This window comes from Paracoccus sp. PAMC 22219 (genome assembly GCF_000787695.1).
Lineage (GTDB): Bacteria > Pseudomonadota > Alphaproteobacteria > Rhodobacterales > Rhodobacteraceae > Paracoccus.
In genome coordinates, this window is record NZ_BBPH01000202.1 from 1 (window position 1) to 24,675 (window position 24,675).

At 68.0% G+C, this 24,675-nt stretch carries 16 protein-coding genes, 1 tRNA gene and 7 pseudogenes; 9 read left to right on the forward strand and 15 right to left on the reverse strand.

What is annotated here, in order from left to right; translation table 11 throughout:
- Nucleotides 1–233 (forward strand): annotated as a pseudogene (locus TY51_RS22275) (hypothetical protein); the annotation flags it as partial.
- Nucleotides 234–272: 39 nt separating this feature from the next.
- On the opposite strand, the pseudogene TY51_RS21435 reads toward TY51_RS22275, so the two are convergent.
- Nucleotides 273–886 (reverse strand): annotated as a pseudogene (locus TY51_RS21435) (IS3 family transposase); the annotation flags it as partial.
- Nucleotides 887–963: 77 nt separating this feature from the next.
- On the opposite strand from TY51_RS21435, the pseudogene TY51_RS18280 reads away from it, so the two are divergent.
- Both TY51_RS18280 and TY51_RS22280 read left to right on the forward strand, forming a co-directional pair.
- Nucleotides 964–1,449: pseudogene (locus tag TY51_RS18280) on the forward strand (IS5 family transposase); the annotation flags it as partial.
- A gap of 1,019 nt (nt 1,450–2,468) precedes the next feature.
- On the forward strand, nt 2,469–3,695 hold the full coding sequence (locus tag TY51_RS22280; protein WP_042252424.1) for a Hint domain-containing protein: 1,227 nt from the start codon (nt 2,469–2,471) through the stop codon (nt 3,693–3,695).
- A 59-nt stretch (nt 3,696–3,754) separates the two neighbouring features.
- On the opposite strand, the gene opgC is transcribed toward TY51_RS22280, so the two are convergent.
- The 9 genes and pseudogenes from opgC to TY51_RS18325 form a co-directional block, all read right to left on the reverse strand.
- Nucleotides 3,755–4,879 carry an OpgC domain-containing protein gene (gene opgC, locus TY51_RS18290; RefSeq protein WP_042252426.1) on the reverse strand — a complete coding sequence of 375 codons (1,125 nt, stop codon included), beginning with the start codon at nt 4,877–4,879 and terminating at the stop codon, nt 3,755–3,757.
- 22 nt (nt 4,880–4,901) lie between these two features.
- On the reverse strand, nt 4,902–5,963 hold the full coding sequence (locus TY51_RS23745; protein ID WP_231559139.1) for a hypothetical protein: 1,062 nt from the start codon (nt 5,961–5,963) through the stop codon (nt 4,902–4,904).
- Nucleotides 5,964–6,088: 125 nt separating this feature from the next.
- Nucleotides 6,089–6,991: pseudogene (locus TY51_RS23750) on the reverse strand (glucans biosynthesis glucosyltransferase MdoH); the annotation flags it as partial.
- The gene (locus TY51_RS18300; RefSeq protein ID WP_231559140.1) at nt 6,988–8,499 is read right to left on the reverse strand and encodes a glucan biosynthesis protein; all 1,512 of its coding nucleotides are present in this window, start codon (nt 8,497–8,499) and stop codon (nt 6,988–6,990) included. The pseudogene TY51_RS23750 and the gene TY51_RS18300, both read right to left, overlap by 4 nt.
- A gap of 187 nt (nt 8,500–8,686) precedes the next feature.
- Nucleotides 8,687–10,932 (reverse strand): annotated as a pseudogene (gene ptsP, locus TY51_RS18305) (phosphoenolpyruvate--protein phosphotransferase).
- Nucleotides 10,933–10,991: 59 nt separating this feature from the next.
- Complete coding sequence (locus TY51_RS18310) at nt 10,992–12,248, reverse strand: aspartate kinase (RefSeq protein ID WP_042252432.1); 1,257 nt, start codon at nt 12,246–12,248, stop codon at nt 10,992–10,994.
- A gap of 74 nt (nt 12,249–12,322) precedes the next feature.
- Nucleotides 12,323–12,726: pseudogene (locus tag TY51_RS18315) on the reverse strand (DUF1178 family protein).
- 14 nt (nt 12,727–12,740) lie between these two features.
- Entirely contained in the window at nt 12,741–13,958 is a 1,218-nt protein-coding gene (locus tag TY51_RS18320; protein ID WP_042252434.1) for a 3-deoxy-D-manno-octulosonic acid transferase, read from the reverse strand.
- Between the two features lie 29 nt (nt 13,959–13,987).
- Nucleotides 13,988–14,061, reverse strand: a tRNA-Cys gene (locus TY51_RS18325).
- 138 nt (nt 14,062–14,199) lie between these two features.
- Between TY51_RS18325 and TY51_RS18330 the strand changes: the two genes are divergently transcribed.
- From TY51_RS18330 to TY51_RS18340, 3 genes are read left to right on the forward strand one after another with little or no spacing between them, the layout of a single operon-like run.
- Nucleotides 14,200–14,853: a protein-L-isoaspartate O-methyltransferase gene (locus tag TY51_RS18330; RefSeq protein WP_042252437.1), complete on the forward strand. Its 654-nt coding sequence runs from the start codon at nt 14,200–14,202 to the stop codon at nt 14,851–14,853.
- On the forward strand, nt 14,850–16,262 hold the full coding sequence (locus tag TY51_RS18335; protein WP_307538051.1) for a TolC family outer membrane protein: 1,413 nt from the start codon (nt 14,850–14,852) through the stop codon (nt 16,260–16,262). Before TY51_RS18330 ends, TY51_RS18335 begins: the two co-directional genes overlap by 4 nt.
- Nucleotides 16,255–17,319, forward strand: a complete 1,065-nt coding sequence (locus TY51_RS18340; RefSeq protein WP_042252439.1) for a hypothetical protein — start codon at nt 16,255–16,257, stop codon at nt 17,317–17,319. Before TY51_RS18335 ends, TY51_RS18340 begins: the two co-directional genes overlap by 8 nt.
- A gap of 14 nt (nt 17,320–17,333) precedes the next feature.
- Here TY51_RS18340 and TY51_RS18345 read toward each other — a convergent pair whose 3' ends face one another.
- From TY51_RS18345 to surE, 3 genes and pseudogenes are all read right to left on the reverse strand, one after another.
- Nucleotides 17,334–18,452 carry a M23 family metallopeptidase gene (locus TY51_RS18345; protein WP_081995258.1) on the reverse strand — a complete coding sequence of 373 codons (1,119 nt, stop codon included), beginning with the start codon at nt 18,450–18,452 and terminating at the stop codon, nt 17,334–17,336.
- Between the two features lie 36 nt (nt 18,453–18,488).
- Complete coding sequence (locus tag TY51_RS18350) at nt 18,489–19,139, reverse strand: protein-L-isoaspartate(D-aspartate) O-methyltransferase (protein ID WP_042252442.1); 651 nt, start codon at nt 19,137–19,139, stop codon at nt 18,489–18,491.
- Nucleotides 19,136–19,944: pseudogene (surE, locus tag TY51_RS18355) on the reverse strand (5'/3'-nucleotidase SurE). Before surE ends, TY51_RS18350 begins: the two are co-directional and overlap by 4 nt.
- A gap of 172 nt (nt 19,945–20,116) precedes the next feature.
- Between surE and TY51_RS18360 the strand changes: the two are divergent.
- Both TY51_RS18360 and TY51_RS18365 read left to right on the forward strand, forming a co-directional pair.
- A complete protein-coding gene (locus TY51_RS18360; protein ID WP_042252444.1) occupies nt 20,117–21,031 on the forward strand; it encodes a sulfite exporter TauE/SafE family protein in 915 nt (304 codons plus the stop codon).
- Entirely contained in the window at nt 21,028–21,930 is a 903-nt protein-coding gene (locus tag TY51_RS18365) for a TIGR02186 family protein (protein WP_231559141.1), read from the forward strand. The genes TY51_RS18360 and TY51_RS18365 overlap by 4 nt, the downstream gene beginning before the upstream one ends.
- A 13-nt stretch (nt 21,931–21,943) precedes the next feature.
- On the opposite strand, the gene TY51_RS18370 is transcribed toward TY51_RS18365, so the two are convergent.
- Nucleotides 21,944–22,483 (reverse strand): hypothetical protein, encoded by a 540-nt coding sequence (locus TY51_RS18370; protein WP_042252447.1) that lies wholly within the window; start codon nt 22,481–22,483, stop codon nt 21,944–21,946.
- A gap of 189 nt (nt 22,484–22,672) precedes the next feature.
- Nucleotides 22,673–23,629 (reverse strand): L-malyl-CoA/beta-methylmalyl-CoA lyase, encoded by a 957-nt coding sequence (locus TY51_RS18375; RefSeq protein WP_042252449.1) that lies wholly within the window; start codon nt 23,627–23,629, stop codon nt 22,673–22,675.
- A 164-nt stretch (nt 23,630–23,793) separates the two neighbouring features.
- Between TY51_RS18375 and TY51_RS18380 the strand changes: the two genes are divergently transcribed.
- Nucleotides 23,794–24,654 (forward strand): D-amino-acid transaminase, encoded by an 861-nt coding sequence (locus tag TY51_RS18380; protein WP_042252461.1) that lies wholly within the window; start codon nt 23,794–23,796, stop codon nt 24,652–24,654.
- The last annotated feature ends 21 nt before the right edge of the window (nt 24,655–24,675 follow it).

Sequence of the window (24,675 nt, forward strand, 5' to 3'; positions counted from 1 at the left end):
GTGGCGCGATGCGCCAAAGGACTATGGCCCTGTCAAAACCCTCTATATTCGGTGGGTCCGGTGGAGATGAGTGGCAAACGCCATTGGTCCGCGTGCAGCCTGAACGGAGAGTCTTCGCCCGGACGATGGCTCGGCCGGCCGCGGAGGCCGCCGTCCCGAAGACGGCGATGATTGATGCGACCCCTCTCAAGGCGCACCGCACGGCGACCAGGCTGCGGTCGAAAAGCGGCGGCTAGGCGACCGGAGGGGCCGTCTGATCGGCCGGAGTTCGAGTTCGGCGCGATGTCGAACGTGTGGTCGCTGTCAGTGGTCGCTTTGAATTTCCTCCTTCCTTCAACGACGATCCCGTTCTCGCGCATCAGTCGCCCGACCCTGCGGTGCCCGACATCGACGCCGACTTCCTTCAGTTCTTCTGTCATCCTGGGGCGGCCGTAGCTACCCAGGCTCAGTCGCGACTGCTCCTTGATGTGCGCCAGAACCACGATGTCCATGTGCTGCCTGCGGCTGGCAGGGCGACTGCGGAAAGCCCTCAACCCGCGGCCGACATTCATCACCCGACACAGCCGGTCGATCGGGAAAGCACCGCACTGTTCTTCAACGAACCGGAACCTCACGGCTTTCGGCTCGCGACGAACTGGGTGGCTTTTTCCAGGATGTCCCTCTCCTCGCGAAGTATGCGTTTCTCACGCCGAAGCCGGTCGTTCTCAAGCGCAAGTTCGCGATACTCGTTCGACACCACATCTGTGTCACCGTGCGTGGTGATCCACTTGTTCGGCGTCGACATCCCGATCCCAAGATCATCGGCGATCTGTCTGCGTGAGAGCCCGCTGGTCAGGGCGATCCGCACCGCATCCCTTCGAAATTCACCCGTTCTGGCCGTGCCCATAGTTCATCTCCTTTGCTCCAAATTATGCTGTCAAAGGAGCGGCACCAAACCGCGACAGGTCCAAGCCTGCGGGTCAAAAAGGGGCGCGCGGACGCCAGATCGGGCGTACCAAGGGTGGCATGAACACCAAGTCGCACGCCATCGCGGACGCGAAGGGGCGGCCGACCGGGTTCTCCATGTCCGCTGGACGTGTCAGCGAGGACACCGGCGCTGCGGCTCTGCTGAGCAGCCTGCCGAAGGCAGGGTGGTGGCTCCCGACAGGGGCTATGACGCTGACTGCTTCAGGGACGCGTTGAAAGACAAGGGGATAAAGGTCTGCATCCCGAGGCGGAGGTCCCGCAAGAGTGCGGTGAATTACGACAAGAGGCACTACAAGCGCCGCAACCACACCGAGATCATGTTCGGCCGCCTTAAAGACTGGCGACGGGTTGCCACCCGATATTGACCGATGCCCGAAGACTTTCTTCTCCGCTATAGCCCTCGCCGCAACAGTCTTCTTCTGGCTCCGAAACTCAATAGTCTGGAGCCGAGGTCGGCTCTCCCCATTCGGCTTCCATTATTGATTTGCTGTCCTTGCCATCTGAGATGAAGCCTTCGCGCTTTGCCCGATCCTGGATTTTGTGATCGTCTCGGTCAGGCTGTCGGCGTTGGGCGCCATGTCATAAGAGGGAAAAAGGGTCTTTGGCATGTGTTCTTCGCTCAAGGCGGTTGTCTATATAATGAGCATAACACAGTGCTTTGCACCTGTGAGCCATTCGTCTCTGTTGTGAATCCCACGCATGGGGCTGGCGTAAGCATCTCGCCAATCGCGCCACGCGCCACTCAATCTGCTCCAACTGGCCCGTATAAGTGGCCAAACGCGGCAATATTGCGCGACGAACGAGGCAAAAATCTGTGGTGCTAGATGCGGTGTGTGCTTGGAGGTCCAGCACGGCAGCGGCAAATCCGTCGGCGAATCTGCACTTCTCTGGATTTTCGTGGTCTGCCATGACGGGCGCCTCATCCATTTCTGCAAGTGGAACGGGCTATCACGGAGATGTGATGTCGCCTTGAGCTCTAGCGGAAGGCGGGAATACAACCCAAAGATGCTTAGGTGAAATTGATTGCAGCCTGCGAGCGATCCGCGCCGACCGCGTTAACTTTATCTAAACATTTCGGTACTTTTCAGGCCTGTTTCAGCGGCGGGGCATGGCCCTGTCACGACACCCTCCCGCACCGGATCCGGCCTGCCGTTTCCAGCCAGGACAGGGGTTTGCAGGCATTCGCAGGAGGAACCGTACAGTTCGGTTCTTACTTCGTCATGCGAACACGCGTACATATGATGGTAATGAAGGTTAACAGGGCCGTCACCGCGGTCTTGCATCTGGGTCATGCAGTATTTTGCGCATGCGCCCCCGAACGGAGAGAGGCCTGACCATGCTGCACGGCATTCGACGTCATCCCCCGTGCCCGTACAGGCCGACCCTTCCCTGATCCTTGAGGGGTGCCCTCGGGCTCCCCGGCGACCATCGACCGACCTGATTTGCCCCCAGAGATGCTCTGCGGGGACGGACCCCTGCTGCCCCTTTCCAAGGAGACGCCTATGCCCGTCCTGACTCAACTTGAAGGCACCCTGATCACCGGAACGATCGACAATCCGGTGGTGACGCTGCCGCCCACCTCGGTTCTGAACAACTTTGGCCCCGGCCAGTCCTTTGACGGCTATCGCGTGCAGGATGACGATACCGGGCCAGAGACAGTGGCTGCGGGCGAATTCCTGACCCCCGTGATCGACGAAGAGCCGCTACCGGGTACCTATCTTGGTTCCGGTACGCTCTCGACAGCCGCCGTGAGCATTGGGAATCCCGGCGGTGGTAGCTTGGCCACTGGGCTACGGCTGCAGGTAAATCCAGTCGATCTCGATTATTTTCGTGACGAGGGTGGAAACGTCTACTTCATCACGGAGCAGCCGCTGACTGCCGACCGTTTGTCCGTCACGATTCAACTCAAGTTGCCACTAGCTGGCACAATAACTCAAACAGTGCCGCTATCCGAGTTGGCGGATACGCTCGACGCGCTCGATCCGACTGGGGCTCTTGGGATTATCATTCCCGACCTGACAACTCTGACCCAACAGGTTCTAGATACGGCTGTTATCACGACGACCATCGACGGCGAAGGCACGCTGGTCCTGCCGGAAGGCGACTTCGAGGTCGTGTGCTTTGCCCGCGGCACGATGATCGACACGCCGGATGGGCCGGTCGCTGTCCAGGACCTGCGTCCGGGCGATCTGGTGATGACACGCGACAGCGGGGCGCAGCCGCTGCGCTGGATGGGCTCTCAGCGCCTGTCGGGCGAGGTCCTGGCCCGCAAGCCGCGCCTGATGCCGATCCGCATCAAGGCCGGAGCCCTCGGGGTCGATTCGCCGTCCCAGGATCTGATCGTGTCGCCTCAGCACCGGGTGCTGGTGCGGTCGCGGATCGCGCAGCGCATGTTCGGCACCTTCGAGGTGCTGGTCGCGGCCAAGCAGCTGCTGTCGCTGGACGGGTTTGAACTGGCCACGGACCTGACGGAGGTCGAGTATTTCCACATCATGTTCGACCGGCACGAGGTCATCCGGTCCAACGGCGCGGATACCGAATCGCTGTATACCGGCGTGCAGGCCCTGCGCATGGTCGGTCCCGCCGCCCGCGAAGAATTGCTGACCCTGTTCCCGGACCTGGTCGATGCGGGTCGAGCGACCCTTCCCGCACGCGACCTTCCGCAGAACAGGTTGGTGCGCAAGATGGCCGAACGCCATCAGCGCAACGCCTGCGCGCTGGTCGGCTGAGCCACACCGTCGCGACAGGAAGAAGGCCGCCCGTTCTGGGCGGCCTCTCTTTGTTCCGGTCAGGCTTTGCGCGCCTTGCGGGCGCGCTGCCACGGGGCGCCATGCTCCAGCCACAGGGCCGAAACCCACCACAGCGCCACGCAGGCCCACAGATCGACCGCCAGGCGACGCCACATGGGCTGATCCGCGGGGGTCATCTGGAACGCATCGCCCAGCACCGACAGCAGCACGCAGGCCACGAAGGCGAACAGCCCGCCCTTGCCGATCTGTTGCAGCGCGACGCCGGGGCGGGTGGCCGCCAGCCACTCCATCGGCCTCGCCAAGGGCACCGCGACCAGCCAGGCGGCGGCAACGATCGCCAGATACCGGGTGCCGTCCAGGCTCCATTTGTCGATCGTGCCATAGACGCGCATCAGCGCCTGGCGGAATTCCAGCGCGGGTTCCCCGATACGGGCCCCGATCACGATGGCGCTGCCAAAGGCGAACATCCCGATTGCCAGCACCGTCAGCAGATGCCGCCATGGCCACAGCGCGGCCATGATCTGCTGGCGGAAGAGGCCCAGGGCCGTGCCGGTATAGAACAGCATCTGCCAGCCGAACGGGTTGAACAGGAAGCCGTTCTCGGTCCGGTGGTTGGGGATCATCGCGTTCAGTTCCGGCGCGTGCCACCACAGCAGGACCGACCCCAGAACGACCACAAGCGGCCAGCGCAGCATCAGCGGCACCACGACCAGCGACAGCGTGATCAGGATCACGTAGACGGCCAGCACGTCGATGATGTTGGGCTGTACCCAGAAGGTGGCGACGGTGCCGACGAAGCCGATGGGGTTATCCAGGATCCAGATCGCATACTGGTTCCAGATCGCCGTGTGCGGCCGGTCCAGCGCCAGCAGGGCCGCCGACAGCAGCGCCATCAGCACCGCGCCGATCAGCATGGCACGCCAGACCTCGAACGCGCGGCGGGCGAAACGGCGCTGCGCCATGCGGCGCCCCTCGCGGGCCTCGATCGAGCGCCAGACGATGCCCACCAGGAAGCCCGACAGCAGCACGAACATCTCGGACGCGTCGAAGATCGAGAAGTTGGGCAGCGTCGTGCCCCGCAGGACCGAGATCGGCATGTGGTTGATCATGATGCTGACCAGCGCATAGCCGCGCAGCATATCCAGCGCTATCAGACGATTCATGCGGGCAACCGGCTCCACCGGGTCAGCAGGGCGGGGTCGAGAAGCATCGCGTCGGTCTCGGCCCGGTCCAGATCGTCCAAGGCCGCGATCTGATCGGGGGCATGGTCGATCTTGGCGCCGGCGGTGATCCGGGCCAGCCGGACCGCGCGGGGCAGATCGTCGGGCAGGGGGCCAGCATGCCGACATGGCGCGCCAGCAGGTCCGCCTCGCCGCCAAGGCGCAGCAGGCCGTCGCGTCCGGCCAGGGGCTGGGGCAGGGTGCGGGAGATGGCCGCGGCCTCGGTCAGGATCGCGGGGGGATCGCGCTCTTCGGGGGTGACCAGCAGGCCGCGCAGCCGCGCCCAACGGCCAAAGACCGGGCTGGCCGACAGGCGGGATGTCAGCGGCGACAGGATCAGGCCCGCCAGGATCGGCGACAGCCAGATCAGCTGTGCCGGCGAAAACGTCGCCAGCACGATCAGCGTGCCTAGGCCCAGGGCGACATGCGCCCAGTGATGGCGCAGCACGACGGTCCAGGACGGCATCGACCCGGCGCGGGTCTGCGCGTTCCAGCCGCTGTCGCGGCCCGACAGGATCTCGAAGATCTGGCGGGTCTGGACCAGCATCTGCACGGGCGCGATCAGCGCCGACAGGATCGTCTCGAAGATGGCGCTGGCAAAGATGCGTACGCGGCCGCCGGAATTGCGCGCCAGGGGACGCGCCCAGGCCCGGAAGGTCGCGATGAACTTGGGCAGCAGCAGCAGGCCCATGGCGATCGCGAACAGCCACAGCATCCGGCGGCTGTCGAAGACCGGCCATTCCGGGAACAGCTGATAGGCGTTCGGGAAATATTCGGGCGTGGACAGCAGCACCGTCGCCGACAGGACCAGACCCACCAGGATCAGGGCCAGCCACAGCGGGCTCATCAGAAAGCCCATGATGCCGATGATCATGTGCGCCCTGCTGACGCCGCGCAGGCCGCGGATGCCCAGCAGACGCGAATGCTGCAGGTTGCCCTGCGCCCAACGACGTTCGCGCACCGCCATGTCCAGCAGGGTCGGCGGGCACCCCTCAAAGCTGCCGCGCAGGTCGTGATCCAGGCGCACGGCCCATCCGGCGCGGCACAGTGCCGCCGCCTCGACGAAATCGTGGCTGAGGATGGTGCCGCCGAAGGGCGGCTTGCCGGGCAGGCGGGGCAGGCCGCAGGCTCGGCAAAGGCCGTCACGCGGATGATCGCGTTGTGGCCCCAATAGTTGCCGGTATCGCCCGACCACGCGGCCACGCCGCGGGCGATCATCGGGCCATAGACGCGGCCCGCGAACTGGGTCAGGCGGGCAAAGATCGTCTCTCCGCCGACCAGCATGGGCATGGTCTGGATCAGGCCGGCCTGCGGGTCGGCGGCCATGCGCGCGGACAGGGCGCGGATCGTGGCGCCCGACATGACGCTGTCGGCGTCCAGCACGACCATCTGGTCGTAGCGTCCGCCCCAGTTGCGCACGAATTCGGCCAGGTTCCCCGACTTGCGGTCGTCGTTGGTCAGTCGGCGGCGGTACCACATCGGCAGCGGCGACAGGGCGCGGGCACGGTCGATCACCAGCGTCTCGTTCACGGCGATGGCCGGGTCGCGGGTGTCGGACAGGATGAAGATCTCGGTCCGGTCGGCCATGCCCTCGGCCTCCAGCTCGCGCGCAAGGGCGACAAGCAGGCCGGTGCTGGTGGCGACATCCTCGTGATAGATCGGCATGACGACGACGACGCGGGCGTCGTTCGGGCCATCGGGCGTGGTCAGGCGCGGGGCCAGAAACCCGGCCAGCGTGCCGCAGAACGAAAAGCCCACCCAGGCAAAGGTCGGCACGAACAGCACCAGCAGTGCGATCTGCATCGGCGTGGGGTCCGCGCCAAAGGCCGCCAGCATCTGCCAGAAGCCCACGACGGCAAGAACCGCGGTGCCGCCAAAGGCGATCACCCGCGCCAGCCAGACGCGCAGGCTGTTCATGCGCCGCGCCGGTCCGGCCTGCGGATGGCGGGCGAAATCCTGCACGGGCATCGTTAGCGGCGCCCGCGGCGGAACCACGGGCGAAATGGCCGGCGCGTCGGAACGACCGGCCGTCGTCATGTCATGGTCCATGGTCATGCCGTCCAGCGCGTCAGCCAGGTCTCGCTGAGGGCGAGGCCTTCGGGATCGGTCAAAAGCGCGCTGAGCTCGGACAGCTGCGTGCGCCCCGGCTCGAACTCGAAGGCCAGCCGCAGGACGCCCTGTTCGGGCAGCGGTTTCAGATAGGCATGCACGATCCGGCCCTCGGACGCGCTGACCTGATAGTTGGGCAGCGTCTCGCGGAACATCCCAAGGTCGAAATCGATGATATAGCTGCGCGTGGTTTCCACGTTGACCGACCGGCCGGACCGCACCTGCCGGACCTTGGCCAGCGGCAGGTTGCTGGGCGGCAGCCCGGCAAAGCTGAGGCGATAGCGGAACTCGGTCCGCTCTCCGCCGGGGATGGTCCCTGCGGGCAGCCAATAGCTGACGATGTTGTCGTTGAACTCGTTCTCGACCGGGATCTCGATCAGGCGAACCTCGCCTTCGCCCCACTCGCCCTCGGGCTCGATCCACGCGGACGGACGCAGATGATACATCGCCTCGGCGTCCTGATAGGTCTCGAAGTCGCGGGGCCGCTGGACCAGACCAAAGCCGCGCGGATCGGTGTCGACAAAGCTGCTGATCTGCAGATTGCGCGGCGACATCAGCCCGCGCCACAGCGACTGGCCCGCGCCGGTCTGCATCTGCAACCCGTCGCTGTCGTGGCAGGCGGGGCGATAGTCGTCGACGACCCGGCGGCTTGCCGGGCTGAACCAGAACATCGACGTCAGCGGCGCCAGACCGGTTTCCCTGAGGTCCACGCGGGGGAACAGCGCGACACGGGTCCGCACCATCGTCACGGCGCCGGGCGTCACGTCGAACTGGAACGCCGCCGCGACCGACTTGCTGTCCAGGATCGCATAGATCCGCACGCTTTCGGCGCCGGGCTTGGGCTCGACGATCCAGAAATCGGTGAACAGCGGGAATTCCTCGCCGTCGGGGCTGCCGGTCTTGATGGCAAGACCGCGGGCCGACAGGCCGTACAGCGTGCCGCGCGCCACGGCGCGGAAATAGCTGGCGCCCTGAAAGACGATGAATTCGTCCATGACGCCGGGACGGTTCAGCGGCGTGCGCATGCGGAAGCCGGACCAGCCCATGTCGCCGATCGTGTTGAGGTCGGGGCCGTTCGGGAAATACCGCTCGTCGAACTCCAGCAGCGCCGGGTCGAACGGGATCGGCCGGGTGATCCCGTCGCGGACCAGGTTGATCTGCACCGGCTCGTAGAAGATCGAACCGGGCGACAGCAGGTCGACGCGGAAATTCGGGTTGCCCGCCAGCGGGTCGCGGTCGCGGCGAAAGCGGATGCCGCGATACTGGTCATAGTCCAGGTTGGCAAAGCTGCCGACCAGTTCGGCGACCGGCTGAACATAAAGGCGCGCGGACCGTTCCTGCGCCAGGGTCGCGACCTGTTCGAAGTCGAACGGTTGCGGGGCAGGGGGCCCGAAGGCCGCGGGGTCCACGCCTTCGGCCGGGGCGGGGGACTGTGCCTGTGCCGGCACCGCCATCAGCGAACCGCCGGCAGCCAGGGCGGTGGCAGCATTGAGAAATTGACGACGCTTCATATCCGGGGATGTCTCGACAAGGATAAGGGAATATAGGCGGCATGCCGCAGTGCAGCAAGCGTGCCTGGCGGTTTGCTCGCTTATCGGCCGATATGGGCCCATCGGGCAAGCAGGAATCGGCCTGATCGGTTCATTGTCGCGCCAGCCATGCCGTCACCGGGCCGCGCACGCTGGTCAGACCCTCGGCCTCGGCCTCGTCGATGACGCGGGCCAGCTCGGTGATGCTGACGCGGCGGATCAGGTGCTTGACCGGTCCGATCGATGCCGGACGCATCGACAGGCGCCGGATGCCCAGGGCGGCAAAGACCAGCGCCTCGACCGGGCGGCCCGCATCCTCGCCGCAGAAGGACAGCGGCACGCGGGCATCCTCGCAGCGCGCGATGATCTGGCGCAGCATCGCCAGGAACGACACGTTCAAGGTGTCATAGCGGCGGCGCACCCGCTCGTTTTCCCGGTCTGCGGCAAAAAAGAACTGTTTCAGGTCGTTGCCGCCGATCGAGATGAAGTCGCACATCTCGAAGAATCGCTTGGGCGCGAAGGCCAGCGACGGCGTCTCCAGCATGGCGCCGACGCGGATGTCGCTGGGCATCGAATGGCCAAGCCGCTGTTCGCGCGCCATCTCCTGCATCAGGATGCGGTGCGCGGCCTCGTATTCGGTGATGTCCGCGATGAACGGGAACATGACGTGCAGGGGCCGGCCCACGCTGGCCCGGATCAGCGCCTGCAGCTGCATGCGCAGGACGCCGCGCTTGTCCAGGCCCACGCGGATCGCGCGCCAGCCCATCGCGGGGTTGGGCTCGTCCTGCGGCTTCATGTAGGGCAGCACCTTGTCCGACCCGATGTCCAGCGTGCGGAACATCACCGGCTTGCCCTGCGCGTTGTCCATGACGCGGGCATACAGCCCCGCCAGTTCCGCGCGCCGGGGAACGTGGCTGCGGACCAGGAACTGCAGCTCGGTCCGGAACAGGCCAACGCCTTCGGCGCCCGACCCCTCGAGGGAGGGCAGGTCGGCCATCAGGCCCGCGTTCATGTACATCTGGATCGTGGTGCCGCAGGTGCCCATGGCGGGCTGGTCGCGCAGGTCGGCATAGCGGTCCTGCGCCTCGGCCTGCATGGCAATCTTGTCCATGAAGGCCTTGTGGACGGTCTCCTCGGGGCGCAGGTGGACGACGCCCTGGTCGCCATCGACCAGGATCGGATCGCCGTTCAGCGCCTCGGTGGTGATGCGGGTGGCGTGGATGACCAGCGGAATGGCCAGCGCGCGGGCGACGATGGCGGCGTGGCTGCCGACCGATCCCTCCTCCAGCACGACGCCCTTCAGGCGGCGGCCGTATTCCAGCAGCTCGGCCGGGCCGATGTTGCGGGCGACCAGGATCGGGCGTTCGGGCATTTCCGCGCCGGTGTCGTTGCCCTGTCCGGTCAGGATGCGCAGCAGGCGGTTCGACAGGTCGTCCAGATCGTGCAGGCGGTCGCGCAGATAGGGATCGGCGGCCATCTCCAGCCGGGCGCGGGCGCCGGACTGTTCCTTTTCGACCGCGGCCTCGGCGGACAGGCCAAGGCGGATGTCCTCCTCCATGCGCTTTAGCCAGCTGCGCGAATGGGCGAACATCCGATAGGTTTCCAGGACCGCGGCATGGTCGCTGTCGCCGCCCATGTCGACCGCACCCAGCATCTTGTCGACGGTCTCGCGCAGGGTTTCCACGCCCTCGTGCAGGCGGGCCAGCTCCTTGTCGGGGTCGTCGCCCACCGGGTTTGCGATGACCACGCGGGCCTCGTGCAGCCAGACGCGGCCCTCGGCCACGCCCTCCTGCCCGGTGGCGCCGCGCACCAGCAGCGGAAAGCGGTGCGCCAGCGGCAGGCTGTCGGACTGGCTGCCCTGGAACGCGCCCAGTTCGGTCATCTCGGCCAGGACCATGGCCACGACCTCCAGGCCATAGACCTCGTCCTCGGAGAACTGCCGGGCGGTCGCGCATTGCACGACCAGCACGCCAAGCCGCTCGCCGACCCGCTGGATCGGCACGCCGAGGAAGGCGGGGAAGACCTCCTCGCCGGTCTCGGGCATGAACCGGAAGCCGGGCTGGGCGGGGGCGTTGGCGGTGTTCACGTTGCGGCCGGTGCGGGCCACGCGGCCGACCAGACCCTCGCCAAGGCGCAGGCGGGTCTGGTGGACGGCCTCGGGGCGCAAGCCTTCGGTCGCGCACAGTTCCAGCGTGTCGGCGTCGCGGAACAGATAGATCGAGCAGACCTCGGTCCCCATCGAATCGGCGATGTGTGGGTGATCTGGTCAAGCCGATCCTGCCCACCGCCCGCCGCGGCAAGGATTTCCTTGAGCCGCCTCAGCAGCTTGCGAGAGTCGCTGTCGGTGCGATCCTGCATCGCCTGCCCCGCCTTCTGCCGTTACGCGTGTCCCCGACCGGGGAACCAACCGGAGGGCGTTATGCCTTCTCCAGTTCGAAGGCATCATGCAGTGCCTGCACCGCCAGTTCCATGTATTTCCGATCGATCAGCACCGAAATCTTGATCTCGCTGGTCGAGATCACCTTGATGTTGACGTTTTCATCGGCCAGCGCCTTGAACATGCGGGCGGCGACGCCTGCATGGCTGCGCATGCCGATGCCCACGACGGACACCTTGGCGACCTCGGTGTCGACGACCAGTTCGTCATAGGCGATGTGGCCGGCCTGGCGGGCCTCCTCCATCGCGCGCTTGGCGCGCTCGACCTGGTTGATCGGCACGGAAAAGGTCATGTCGGTCACCGAACCCGGGTGATCGTCATAGTCCTTTTCCGAGATGTTCTGAACGATCATGTCGACGTTCACGCCCGCATCGGCCAGCGGCGCGAAGATCGCGGCCGAGATGCCGGGACGGTCCTCGACCGTGACCAGGGTGATCTTGGCCTCGTCGCGCGACGAGGCGACACCGTTGACGACTTTCGATTCCATGATTTCATCCTCATCGCAGATCAGCGTGCCGGAATTTTCGTCGGTATCCTCGAACGAGGATAGCACCCGCAGGCGCACCTTGTATCGCATCGCAAGCTCGACCGACCGCGTCTGCAGCACCTTGGCGCCAAGGGATGCCAGCTCCAGCATCTCCTCGAAGGCGATGCGTGGCAGCTTGCGCGCGCGCGAGGTGATGCGCGGATCGGTGGTATAGACCCCGTCCACGTCGGTATAGATGTCGCAGCGTTCGGCGTCGAAGGCGGCGGCGAATGCCACCGCGGTCGTGTCCGACCCGCCGCGGCCGAGCGTGGTGATGCGGCCCTCGGGCGACACGCCCTGGAACCCCGCCACCACCGCGACCTTGAACCCTTCGGCGAACTTCTGGTCCAGGTTCTTGCGCGGGATGTCCACGAAACGCGCGGCCGAATAGGCGGCGGTCGTGTTGATCGGCACCTGCCAGCCCTGCCAGCTGCGTGCGGGCACGCCCATCTCCTGCAGGGTCAGGGACATCAGGCCCGCGGTCACGTTCTCTCCGGAACTGACCACCGCGTCGTATTCGCGGGCGTCGAACAGCGGAGAGGTTTGTTCGACCCATCCGACCAGTTCGTTCGTCTTGCCGGACATGGCGCTGACGATGACGATCACGTCATAGCCGCGCTCGACCTCGCGCTGCACCTTTCGGGCGGCGTTCCTGATCCGGTCCAGATCGGCCACCGAAGTGCCGCCGAATTTCATTACCAGAAGCGGCATCAAGGGCCTCCAGCCAAAGGATGTGCGTCGGCGGGGCTTTTAGGGGCGGGGCGCGCGAACCGCAAGGGGCGGCGCTAGTTCGCCTTGGACCGCGGGACGAAGGGCAGGGGGGCCACGGGAACGCCGTCCTCGATCAGCTTGCGGGCATCCTCGGGGCGGGCCTCGCCATGGATGGCGCGGGCGGGCCGGGTGCCTCGTGCATGGCGCGGGCCTCCTCGGCAAAGGACAGGCCGACATAGTCGGAGCTGGTCTCGATCTTGCGGCGCAGCGCCTGCAGGGCGGCCTCGGCGGGGTTGCGCGGCGCGGTCAGGGCCTTGTCGCTGATGGCGGGGGCCATCAGGGCCCTGTCGACCTTGGTCGCGCCGCACACCGCGCAGCCGACCTGACCCGCATCGCGCATCGCCTCGAACCCGTCCGAGGACCGGAACCAGCCGTCGAAATCATGGCCCTGGTCGCAGCGCAAGGCATAGCGGATCATCGCAACAACTCCTGTCAGATGATCCCTATATCGGGTCCGCCGGGGGCCCGCGCAAGATCGTCCAGCCGCGCGATCAGCGCCGCCGGATCGCCCGCCCGCGCCTCCAGCACGGCCCGCGCCGCCCGGCCCATCGCGCGGGCCTCCTCCGGCGCGTCGGCCAGTCGCGCCAGCGTGACGTCCAGATCGCCGGCCGGGCGTGCCGCGCCATGCCCGTCCAGCGCGTCGAACGCCTCGACGAAATTGCCGACATGGGGGCCGTGGATCAGCGCGCAGCCATGGGCGGCGGGCTCCCACGGGGTGTGGCCGCCGTGGTCCTGCAGGCTGCCGCCGATGATGCAGATCCCGGCGCGGTCGTACCAGCGCGCCATCTCTCCCAACGTGTCGGCCAGCAGGATCCCGCCCTGCGGCGCGTCGTCCGCCCCCGCGCTGCGCCGCGCGAAGGCCAAGCCGCGCGCCGCGATCAGCGCCGCGATGGCGTCGCCCCGGTCGGGATGGCGCGGCGCCAGGATCAGCCGCAGGTCTGGCCGCGTGTCGCGCAGCGCCACAAAGGCGTCCAGGACCGGCGCATCCTCGCCCTCATGCGTCGATGCCGCCAGGATCACCCTGTCGCGTGCCGCGCTGTCGGGCGGGGCGGGCCGGGCGGCGGGCGCCAGCAGCTTCAGGTCCAGCCGCGGCAGCAGCGCGCGGTGCGGCAGGCCCAGGTTCAGCAGGCGCGCCTCGCTGCCCTGATCCTGCGCCGACAGGGCCGCCACGCGCCCCAGCATCGGGCCGATGATGCGCGGAAACCGCGCCCATGTGCCGGCGGACCGTTCCGACATGCGCGCCCCGATCATCGCCTGGCGAATGCCGCGTTCCGACATCAGGCGCGATCGCAGCGGCCAGAATTCGCCCTCGACGGTGATGGCCAAGCGGGGACGGGCTGCGTCCAGGAACCGCGCCAGCGCACCGGGCAGGTCCAAAGGCGCCAGCCGCGCGGGCAGGCCCCAGTCCTGCGCCAGCGCGCGGCCCGTCTCGCTGTTGGTGGTGATCGTCAGGGGGTGGCGCGCCGCCAGCGCCTCGATCACGACGCGGGCCGAGGTCAGCTCTCCGACAGATGCGGCATGGATCCAGATCGCGGCGGGGCCGGGCGCGCCCGTGCACACCAGCCGCTCGCGCAGCGCCCGCGACCCGCCCAACCGCGCGCGCAGGCACAGCGCGGCCTCGGCGATGCGGGTCGTGGCGTCATAGATCATGCAGGATGGTCCCCTCGGGCAGGATGAGGTGGAGGCGGGTACCGGAATCGAACCGGTCTTCACGGATTTGCAATCCGGTGCGTAACCTCTCCGCCAACCCGCCGCCGTCGAGAGTGGCCGTGTCCTAGCGGATTGCCGCGACCCTTGCAAGACGCGAAGCGCGGCCCCGATGTCGTGCGTTGCCCAAGCCGGGGAAACATGGCAATAGTCGCCCGAACAGGTCCAGCAGAGGTTCCCCGACATGAGCGATTTCGCCGCGCGCCGCACGACGATGGTGGACACGCAGGTGCGCCCCAGTGACGTCACCAAGTTCCCGGTGATCGACGCGATGCTGACCATCCCGCGCGAGGAATTCGTCCCCGCCAACCGCCGCTCTGTCGCCTATTCCGGAGAGAATCTGGACATCGGCCACGGCCGCGTCCTGCTGGAACCGCGCACGCTGGCCAAGATGGTCGACGGTCTGGACATCCAGCCCGACGAGCTGGTCTTGGATCTGGCCTGCGGATATGGCTATTCCGCCGCCGTGATGGCCCGCATGGCCGAGGCGGTCGTGGCGATCGAGGATGACGCCGAACTGGCAACCGAGGCCGAACAGCGGCTGTCGCAGGCGGGCATCGACAACGTCGCCGTCCTGCACGCCCCTCTGACCGAAGGCGCGCCCAAGCAGGGCCCCTATGACGTGATCCTGATCGAGGGTGCGGTCCAGGATATTCCCGCCGCCATCGTCGCGCAGCTGCGAGAGGGTGGCCGCATCGCCGCCCTGTTCACCGAAGGCGCGCTGGGCGTGGCCCGGATCGGCACCCGTCAGAACGGTCAGCTCAGCTGGCGCTATTCGTTCAACGCCAAGGCGCCGATGCTTCCGGGCTTCGGCCTGCAGCGCGGGTTCGTGCTTTGAGCGCGCTGGCGCGGATTGCCGGCGGTGCGCTGCTGGCCCTGGCCGCGGCCTTGCCCGCCCGCGCCGAATCGCTGGCCGACACCATGGTCGCGGCCTATCGCCACTCTGCGCTGATCGAACAGAACCGCGCCGTCCTGCGCGCCGCGGACGAAGATGTCGCGGCATCCGTCGCGGCGCTGCGCCCGGTCGTGGAATGGGTCGCGCGCCAGTCCGCATCGCGCGCCGAGGGGGGCACGACCGTACGCTCGACCTCGCTGTCGATCGGGGCGCAGCTGACGCTCTATGATTTCGGACGCTCGCAGCTGGCCATCGACGGCGCCAAGGAACAGGTGCTGGCCACGCGCCAGGCGCTGGTGGGCGTCGAACAGGACATCCTGCTGGCCGCGACCGTCGCCTATTTCGACGTGCGCGAGGCGATCCAGCAGGTCGGGTTGCAGGAGAACTCGGTCGACGTGCTGTCCAGCGAACGCCAGGCCGCCCAGGACCGATTCGACGTGGGCGAGATCACCGTGACCGACGTGGCGCTGGCCGATGCGCAGCTGGCCGCGACCCGTGCCGCGCTGGCCACCGCCAACGGCCAGCTGGAGATCGCGCGCGAGGCCTATCTGGCCGTGACCGGCCGCCAGCCCGCCCGCCTGGACGCGCCGCCGCCGCTGCCCAACCTGCCCGCCACGCTCGACGAGGCGCGCCAGATCGCGCAGCGCACCCATCCCGCCATCGGCCAGTCGCAGCGCCAGGCCGCCGCGGCCGAGATCGGCGTGGCCGCAGCCGCCGCCGAACGCAACCCGACTCTGTCCGGCACGGCGAATGTCGGCGTCACCCGCAGCCCCGAATCCAGCCTCGGCGGCGGCTATGGCAGCCGCAATTCCTCATCGGTGGGGCTGGAACTCAGCCAGACGCTGTACTCCGGGGGCCGCCTGTCCGCCGGACATCGCCGCGCGATGGCGGAACGCGATCAGGCGCGCTCGGCGCTGCTGAACACCGCGCGCCAGATCAGCCAGCAGGTCGGAGAGACCTGGGCCAACATCGCCGTGGCCCGCGCGCAGATCACCGCCATCGACCAGCAGATCTCTGCCGCGCAGCAGGCCTATGACGGCGTGCGCGAGGAGGCGCTGCTGGGGGCGCGGACCACGCTGGACGTGCTGGATGCCGAACAATCGCTGCTGCAGGCGCGGGCCGACCGGATTTCGGCGGAATCGAATCTGCAGTTAGCTCATTATCAACTTCTGGCTGCTATGGGTCTGTTGACGGTAGAAAACCTGCAACTGGGGATACCCACCTATGACCCATCGCAATATTACAACGCTGTGCGGGACGCGCCCGCGACCAGCAAGCAGGGCGAAAGCTGGATCGCGTGCTGCGAGCCATCGGCCGGAACTGATCCGGCACCGGCGGTGCGCCATGACTGAGGCGCGCCGTCTGACCCCCGCCGAGGATCCGGCATCCGACACCCCCGCGCCCCGGCGCAAGACCGCCAAGGCCGATGCGGCGCCCAAGACGCCCCGCCGCCGCAGCGCCAAGGCCGAGCCCGACGCCAAGCCGGCGCGCGCGAAGGCAACCCGCGCCAAGGGCGTGGCCGACCCGGCCCGTCCGCGGACCCGCAAGGTCGCCGCGGCACAGCCCGCGCAGGTGGTCACCCTGCCCATCCTGACCCAGGATCAGCCGATTGGGCAGGCCGCCCAGGAAATCGCCCGCATCCGCGCCGAGATGCAGAGCATCCGCCACATGATCGACGGCCAGCCGGTCATCCACAGCGACGCGCGCACGATGCTGAAGCGGCTGTGCCAGGACCCGACACCGCGCGGGATGCTGGCGGGCAGCACGGCCTCGGTCATCCAGCTGGCGCCACATCTGCGCCGAACTGTGGTCGAGTTGCCCGATGACGGCGTGCCCCCGGCCCGCGCCCGCCGCGCCGCCACCAAGGGCCGCGGCAGGACCGCCACCGCCCTGGCAATGCCCGTTGCTGTCGAGGACTCGCCCATCGCCGACGCCCTGCAGCAGGACGCTCCGGCACCCGTGGTGTCGGCCCCCGTCCTGCAGGCGCCCCCGGCGCCCCGATCCCGCATTGCGCGGCTGTTTTCGGCTTGGGGCGACTGGCTGCTGTGGCGCCTGCTGCCACCCGCGATGCCCGTTCAGGCATCAGCGTCTGAACCCGTGGCTGCCGCAGTGCCCGTCCGAGGGTCGGTGGCCAGCGACATCGCCGGCCTGTCGCAGGGTCACGCCCCTGCCGGCGACGGTCCCGACCGCCCGCAGGCAGACGCCCCGGCGCCGCACCTGCCGGTCGCGCAGATCGTCGCGCAGACGGTCGCCCAGATGATGGACGACAAGACCATGCGCGCCCACCTGCAGGAGATGATCCGAGAGGAGTTGGAGGGAGAGATGGGCGCCCGGTTCTCGGGCAACCTGCGCGCCGTGGTCCGGCGCGAGATCGCCTCGGCACTGGATGACCGGCTGACCCATCTCTGATCCCCTTGCGGGGATCAGTTCAGGTATCGCTCGGGGTCGACGCTTTCGAACCCGCGGCGGATCTCGAAATGGACAAAGCCCGCGTCGCCCGCCTGACCCAGGGATTGTCCCGCGCTGACGCTGTCGCCCTTGGCGACGGCGACATCGCCCAGGTTGGTATAGACGCTCATCAGGTCGCCCTCGTGGCGGACCACGATGATCGGCGTGCCGGCGCTGTCACGGGTGATCGCGGCCACCTGGCCGCTGCCGGCCGCGGTGACGGGCGCGCCGCCCGATGCCGCGATGTCGATGCCGTCGTTCCGGCCCTTTTCATAGACCCGGATGATCGACCCCTCGACCGGCATGCGGAACTGACCGCCGCCCGATGCCGGGGTCCGCGTCGACCCCAGATCGGTCTGGGGCGTGTCGGGGGCGGGGGCGCCGGCCGCGGGCGTCTCCTCGTCGGGCAAAGGCTGAGTGGCCGAGGGCGGCGTCGGCGTCGGGCTGCCCGCGCCGGGGGCGGTGGTGGCCAGCCTGTCGGGCGTTTCGCCGGGCTGCGGCACCAGCAGGCGCTGGCCCGTCCGCAGGCTCATGTCCGAAGGCAGACCGTTCCAGCTGGCCAGGTCCTGCACGCTGACGCCATAGCGGCGGGCGACGGCCCAGGCCGTCTCTCCGGCGGCGACGACATGTTCGCGGGGGTTGCCCCCTGCCGCAGGGGCCGGGGTGGCGCGCGCCGCCGTCGGGCTGGCCGGGGTGCTGTCGGCAAAGGGATCGGTCACGATCGCCGTCCCGCCCCCGGCGGGTGCGCCGGCGGCGACCTGCGTCGGCAGGACCAGCACCGCCCCCGCCTGCATCGGCGCATCGGCGGGCAGGGCGTTGTGCGCGGCCAAAGCCGCCGCATCCAGTCCCAGCCGGGCGGCGATCGTGGCGGGCGTGTCGCCGGTCTGCGCCACCGCGACCTGGCCGCTGGAAAAGCTGATGACGCCGCGGGCGTCGGGTTCGGGGCGGGGCGCTGCCGTCGCGGCCGCGGCCGCCGTGTCCATGCCCCCGATCAGACCGCGCAGGTCCGGGTCAAAGCTGCCGTCCGACCCGCAGGCCGTCAGCGCCAGCAGGCCCAGCATCGCGCAGCCTGCCTGAAAATCACGTGTGTTCATGGTCCTGTCCTCGGCCTGCCTGATGGTGGCCGGGGGTCATGTCTGGCCCAACCCCTCGACCAGCGGAACGAACCGCACCTGCCGCAACTCGTCGTAATCGAACCCCCCTTGGGTCCGCGTCACGCGGATCAGGGTCTGGACCGCGTCCGACTGTCCGACAGGCACCACCATGATACCGCCGATCTTCAGCTGTGCCAACAGCGGGCCGGGCGGATCCTCGGCCGCGGCGGTCACAAGTATGCGGTCAAACGGCGCCTGGTCGGGCAACCCGCGCGATCCGTCGGCCACCTGCGCGATGATGTTGTGCAGCCCCAGGTCGCGAAAGATCGCCTCGGCCTCCTGCACCAGGCGGCGGTGGCGGTCGACGGTATAGACACGCCGGCACAGCCCCGACAGGACCGCGGCTTGGTATCCCGACCCGGTGCCCACCTCCAGCACGGTGTCGCGTGGCCCGACATCCAGCGCCTGCGTCATCAGCCCCACGACCGACGGCTGGCTGATCGTCTGGCCGCAGGGGATGGGCAGGGGCGTGTCCTCATAGGCGCGGTCTGCGAACTGGCCGCGCACGAACAGGCCGCGGTCGATCCCCTCCATCGCGGCCATCACCCGCGGATCGGTCACCCCGCGGGACCGCAGTTGAAAGACGAACCGCATCTTGCGCTCGGCGTCGTCGTCCTCGTCGCTCATTCGGCGGCCCGCGCCAGCGGATCGTCCAGCGCCGCCGCCAGCCGGTCCAGCGAGGCGTGACACGTCAGGTCCGCCCGCATCGGCGTGACCGACACGAACCCCTCCATGTTGGCGGCGACATCGGTGCGTCGCGGGCCGGGGCCTGCTGCGATCCGCCCGCGATCCACATGAACCGCCGCCCGTTCGGCGCGCTGTAGGGCTGGGCCGCGAACCGCGATCCCTGGCGCTGGCCCTGCGGCACGACGCGCAGGCCCTGCACCTCGGCGGCGGGGACGGGCGGAAAGTTCACGTTGTAGAACAGCCGGAAATCGGCATCCGTCGACCAGTCGCCGTGATCCAGCAGGCGACGGATGACGGCCGCGCCATGGGTGCGCGCCCCCTCGAACGGATCGGCCAGCTCCGCGGTCCGCGGCCCCAGGTATTGCGACAGCGCGATCGCGGGCAGACCCTGCAGCGCCGCCTCCATCGCACCGCCGATGGTGCCCGAATACATGGCATTCTCTCCGGCATTGTTGCCGCGGTTCACGCCCGACAGCACCAGGTCGGGGGCCGCGCCCACGATGTCGCCCAACGCCGCCAGCACGCAATCGGCCGGGCTGCCCTCGGCGGCATAGCGACGCTCGGACAGGCGCGCGACCATGGTGGGGTGGGTATAGCTGATGCAATGACCCACGCCCGACTGCTCGAACGCGGGCGCGACGGTCCAGACCTCGCCATGCGGGCCGGCCAGGTCGGTGGCGATCTGGTGCAGCACCTCGAGGCCCGGGGCGTTGATCCCGTCGTCATTGGTGATGAGAATGCGCATCCTGTCCCCTGTGCCGGCTGCCCGCGCCCCCTGCGCACGCGGATGTGACACGATCTGCTTAGCGGCGGCGGCTTTGTGCTTCAACCCGTTCCTGCGCCGCAGGGGCCGAAGCGGTTTGACCTTGGGCGCGTCGCGTTGCATCGTGGGCCGACGCGCAACGGGCCGGGATGCGATGCAGATCTATCTTCCCATCGCCGAGGTCTCGGTCAACGCCTTCACCCTGATGGGGCTGGGTGGGCTTGTCGGCGTCATGTCCGGCCTGTTCGGCGTGGGCGGGGGATTCCTGATCACGCCGCTGCTGTTCTTCATCGGCATCCCCCCGGCCATCGCGGTGGCGACGGGCGCGAACCAGGTGGTCGCATCGTCCGTGTCGGGCGTGCTGGCGCACATGAAACGCAAGACCGTCGATTTCCGCATGGGGGGCGTGCTGCTGGCGGGCGGCATGGTCGGGTCCGGGCTGGGGGTGCTGGTCTTCAACATCCTGCAGCAGCTGGGCCAGGTCGAGCTGGTCGTTCAGCTGTGCTATGTCGTCTTTCTGGGCCTGATCGGCGCGATGATGCTGCAGGAAAGCCTGCGCGCCCTGCTGCGTGCGCGAAACCCCACCGGGCGGCGGCGCCTGCATCAGCACATGTGGGTCCACCGCTGGCCCCTGAAGGTCAAGTTCCGCGCCTCGGGCCTGTACATCAGCGTGATCCCGCCCTTGATCGTCGGGGTCGCGGTCGGCATCCTGGCCGCGATCATGGGCGTCGGCGGCGGCTTCATCATGGTGCCCGCGATGATCTATCTGCTGGGCATGCCCACCAAGGTCGTGGTCGGCACCTCTCTGTTCCAGATCACCTTCGTGACGGCCTTCACCACGCTGATGCACGCGGTCAGCTACAACACGGTCGACGTGATGCTGGCGGTGCTGCTGATCGTGGGGGGCGTCATCGGCGCGCAGATCGGCACCACGCTGGGCGCGCGCCTGCGGGCCGAACAGCTGCGGATCCTGCTCGCGCTGCTGGTGCTGGCGGTCTGCATCAAGCTGGCGCTGGACCTGTTCCTGACACCCGACGATCTGTTCGTCATCACCACGCGGGGGCAATGATGCGCGCGGTCGTCCTGGCATTGATGCTGGCGCTGATGCCCGGCGCGCTGCTGGCGCAGGGGGCGGGATCGACGATGCCCGCCGATCCGGATGCGGGCCTGATCCCCCAGGTCGAGGCGCCGCAGGTCTGGCCGCTGTTTCCCGACCCGGTGACGCCGCGCGGCGATCCGGTTGCCGACACCGATCAGGCCCCCGAACAGGTCGTGGCGGGCCTGTCGAACAGCGCCGTGGCCATCACCACCAGCTTTGATGGCAGCGACATCCTGATCTATGGCGCGGTCCGGCGAGAGACGCCGATCCCCGACGGCCCGCTGGACGTGATCGTGACGATCGAGGCCCCGTCCCAGCCCCTGACCATCTGGCAGAAGGCCCGCCGCTTCGGCATCTGGGTCAACACCGAACGGGTGGATGTGGGGGCCGCCCCCAGCTTTTATGCGGTCGCCACGACCCGGCCCCTGGCCGACATCCTGGCACCCGACTGGGACAACCGCTATCGCATCTCTCTGCCCCTGGTCCTGCGTGCCTTCGCCGGCGCCCCCGAGGTCGAGGATACGCTGCCCTATACCCAGGCCCTGATCCGCCTGCGTCAGCAGAACGGCCATTACCGGCTGGAGGAGGGCGCCGTCACCCTGGTCGAGGACACGCTGTTCCGCACCGACATCCGCCTGCCCGCCAACCTGATCGAGGGCGACTATCGCGCCCGCATCTTCCTGTTGCGCGAGGGGGCGGTGATCGACGCCTATGGCGCCGCGATCGAGGTCCGCAAGGTCGGCCTGGAACGCTGGCTGTACCGCCTGGCGTTCGACCAACCGCTGCTCTACGGGCTGATGTCGCTGGCGGTGGCGGTGATTGCCGGCTGGGGCGCCTCCGCCGCGTTCCGGAAATTGCGGCGTGCCTAAGGGACGGTGCCGGTCACTGCGCCCCGCCATGCCCCCGCGCATAGCGGCGGATCAGATCGGCCAAGTCCTCCATCGTGATGTCCAGGACGTTTGCGATGTGAATTTCGTGCCGCCGCGCCTGTGGCCCCAAGGCCCAGGTCCGGCGTTGCCACCTGCTGACCGACAGGCCAGTGGCCAAATCGGGGTCCAGCCGGATGATCACCACGGCGCCGGCCCGTGTCCGTCGCAAGAAAACGTCCCGGACCGCGAGCCAAGGAATCTCGTCCCGTGAAAAGTCCAGCCAGGTCAAGCCGGTGGGCGACAGTCGCATCGGCGTCCATCCATTCCGGATGAGCCGCCTGCCGACGAGTGCCACCCCCAACGGAACCGCCAGAGCCACCATCCACCCGCCCAGCAGATAGGTTTCCCACCCGACCTCCTGCGGCCCCTTGGCGATCAGCGCGACTGCCACGATCATAGCCACGCCTGCACCCAGCACAACGAGCAGCACCTTTTCGCGGCTGCGCTCGATCTCCGTCGTGCGGGACAGATCCACAGCATCGATCCAATTCATGTCAGCCCCCAGTGCCGGATCAAAACGCGGTGGCGCGCGCCCGCGTGGCTGGGGGTGACCATCCCGCAACCATCGGCGTGCCGCCAGCAGATATCGCCATGAAAACCGGCCCCGCGATTGCTCGCGGGGCCGGTCCTCCCTCTGTGTGCAGCCTGTCCCCCTCCACTGGTCCGGGCTGCGGGGGTTCCTTCAGGCGCCGATCAGGTCGGACTGGCGCAGGGTGACCTCGGCCTGCTTGATCGACGCGATGTCAACCAGGCGGCCCTTGTAGACGGTGGCGCCCGCGCCGTCGCGCTTGGCCTGTTCCATCGCGGCGAGGATCTCGCGCGCCTCGGTGACGGCGGCCTCGCTGGGCGAGAACACCTCGTTGGCCAGGGCGATCTGGCTGGGATGGATGGCCCATTTGCCGACCATGCCCAGGGTCGCGCTGCGCATCGCCTGGGCGCGGAACCCCTCGGGGTCGCTGAAATCGCCGAACGGGCCGTCGACGGGCAGCAGGCCGTGCGTGCGACAGGCGGCGACGATGGCGGTCTGCGCCCAGTGCCAGGGATCGGGCCAGTATTTCTGGCCCTCGCGGATCATGTAGTAATTCTCCTGCGTGCCGCCGATGCCGGTGGTGGCCATGCCCATGGACGCCGCGAAATCCGCCGCGCCCAGGCTGATCGCCTGCAGGCGCGGGGAGGCGGCCGCGATCTCCTCGACATGGCAGATGCCGGCGGCGGATTCGATGATCACCTCGAAGGCGATGGGTTTCGTGCGGCCCTTGGCGCGCTCGACGGCGGTGACCAGCGCGTCGACGGCATAGATGTCGGCGGCGCAGCCTGCCTTGGGGATCATGATCTGGTCCAGCCGGTCGCCCGCCTGCTCCAGCAGGTCGACCACGTCGCGATACCACCACGGCGTGTCCAGCCCGTTGATGCGCACCGACAGCGTCTTGGTGCCCCAGTCGACGTCGTTGATCGCCGCGATGATGTTGGCGCGGGCCTGATCCTTGTCGTTCGGTGCGACCGAATCCTCCAGGTCCAGGTTGATCACGTCGGCGGCCGACGCGGCCATCTTGGCAAACAGCGCCGGGCGCGACCCGGGTCCGAACAGCTGACAGCGGTTCAGACGCGCGGGGGGCAGGGGCTGTTGGCGAAAGCTCATGGCAGGGTCCAGTTCGACAAGATTCGGGCCTGCGGTCGGTAATAATGTTGCGCTGCGGTCGCAGCAAGCCCTATTTCCGCAATGCGGCAACGGGCGCGGTTCTTGACGCAGCGGGGCTTTGGGCGCAGGACCGGGCCCGAACACGCGACGGCACGGAGGCAGCGATGACGCGGACGGTCTATGTGAATGGCGATTACACCCCCGAGGATCAGGCCATGGTGTCGGTCTTTGACCGGGGCTTCCTGATGGCCGACGGCGTCTATGAGGTGGTCAGCGTCCTGGGCGGCAAGCTGATCGATTTCGAGGGGCACATGGTGCGGCTGAAGCGGTCGCTGTCGGAGCTGGCCATCGCCAACCCGCTGTCGGACGACGACTATCTGGCCGCGCATCGCGAATTGCTGGCGCGCAACGACATCACCGACGGTCTGGTCTACCTGCAGGTCACCCGCGGCAATCCGGGCGACCGCGATTTCGCCTATCCGCCCGCGGACACGGTGCCGACGGTGGTGATGTTCACCCAGTCCAAGCCGGGACTGGCCGATGCGCCGGCGGCCAAGACCGGGTGGAAGGTCGTCAGCGTCGATGACCTGCGCTGGGGCCGGCGTGACATCAAGACGGTGCAGCTGCTGTACCCGTCGATGGCCAAGATGGAGGCGAAGGCCCGCGGCGCGGATGACGCCTGGATGGTCGAGGACGGGCGGGTGACCGAGGGGACCTCGAACAACGCCTATATCGTCAAGGGCAACACCATCGTCACCCGAGAGCTGAGCCACGACATCCTGCACGGGATCACCCGCGCGGCGGTGCTGCGGTTCGCCCGCGAGGCGCAGATGAAGGTCGAGGAACGGGCCTTCACCATCGAGGAGGCGCAGGGCGCGGACGAGGCGTTCGTCACCTCTGCCTCGGCGTTTGTCATGCCGGTGGTGTCGATCGACGGCGCCGCGGTGGGGTCGGGGACGGTGGGCCCGGTGGCCGTCCGTCTGCGTGAGATCTATCTGGAAGAGAGCCTGAAGACCGGGGTGTGATCTGCGTCCCGCGACGGCGGG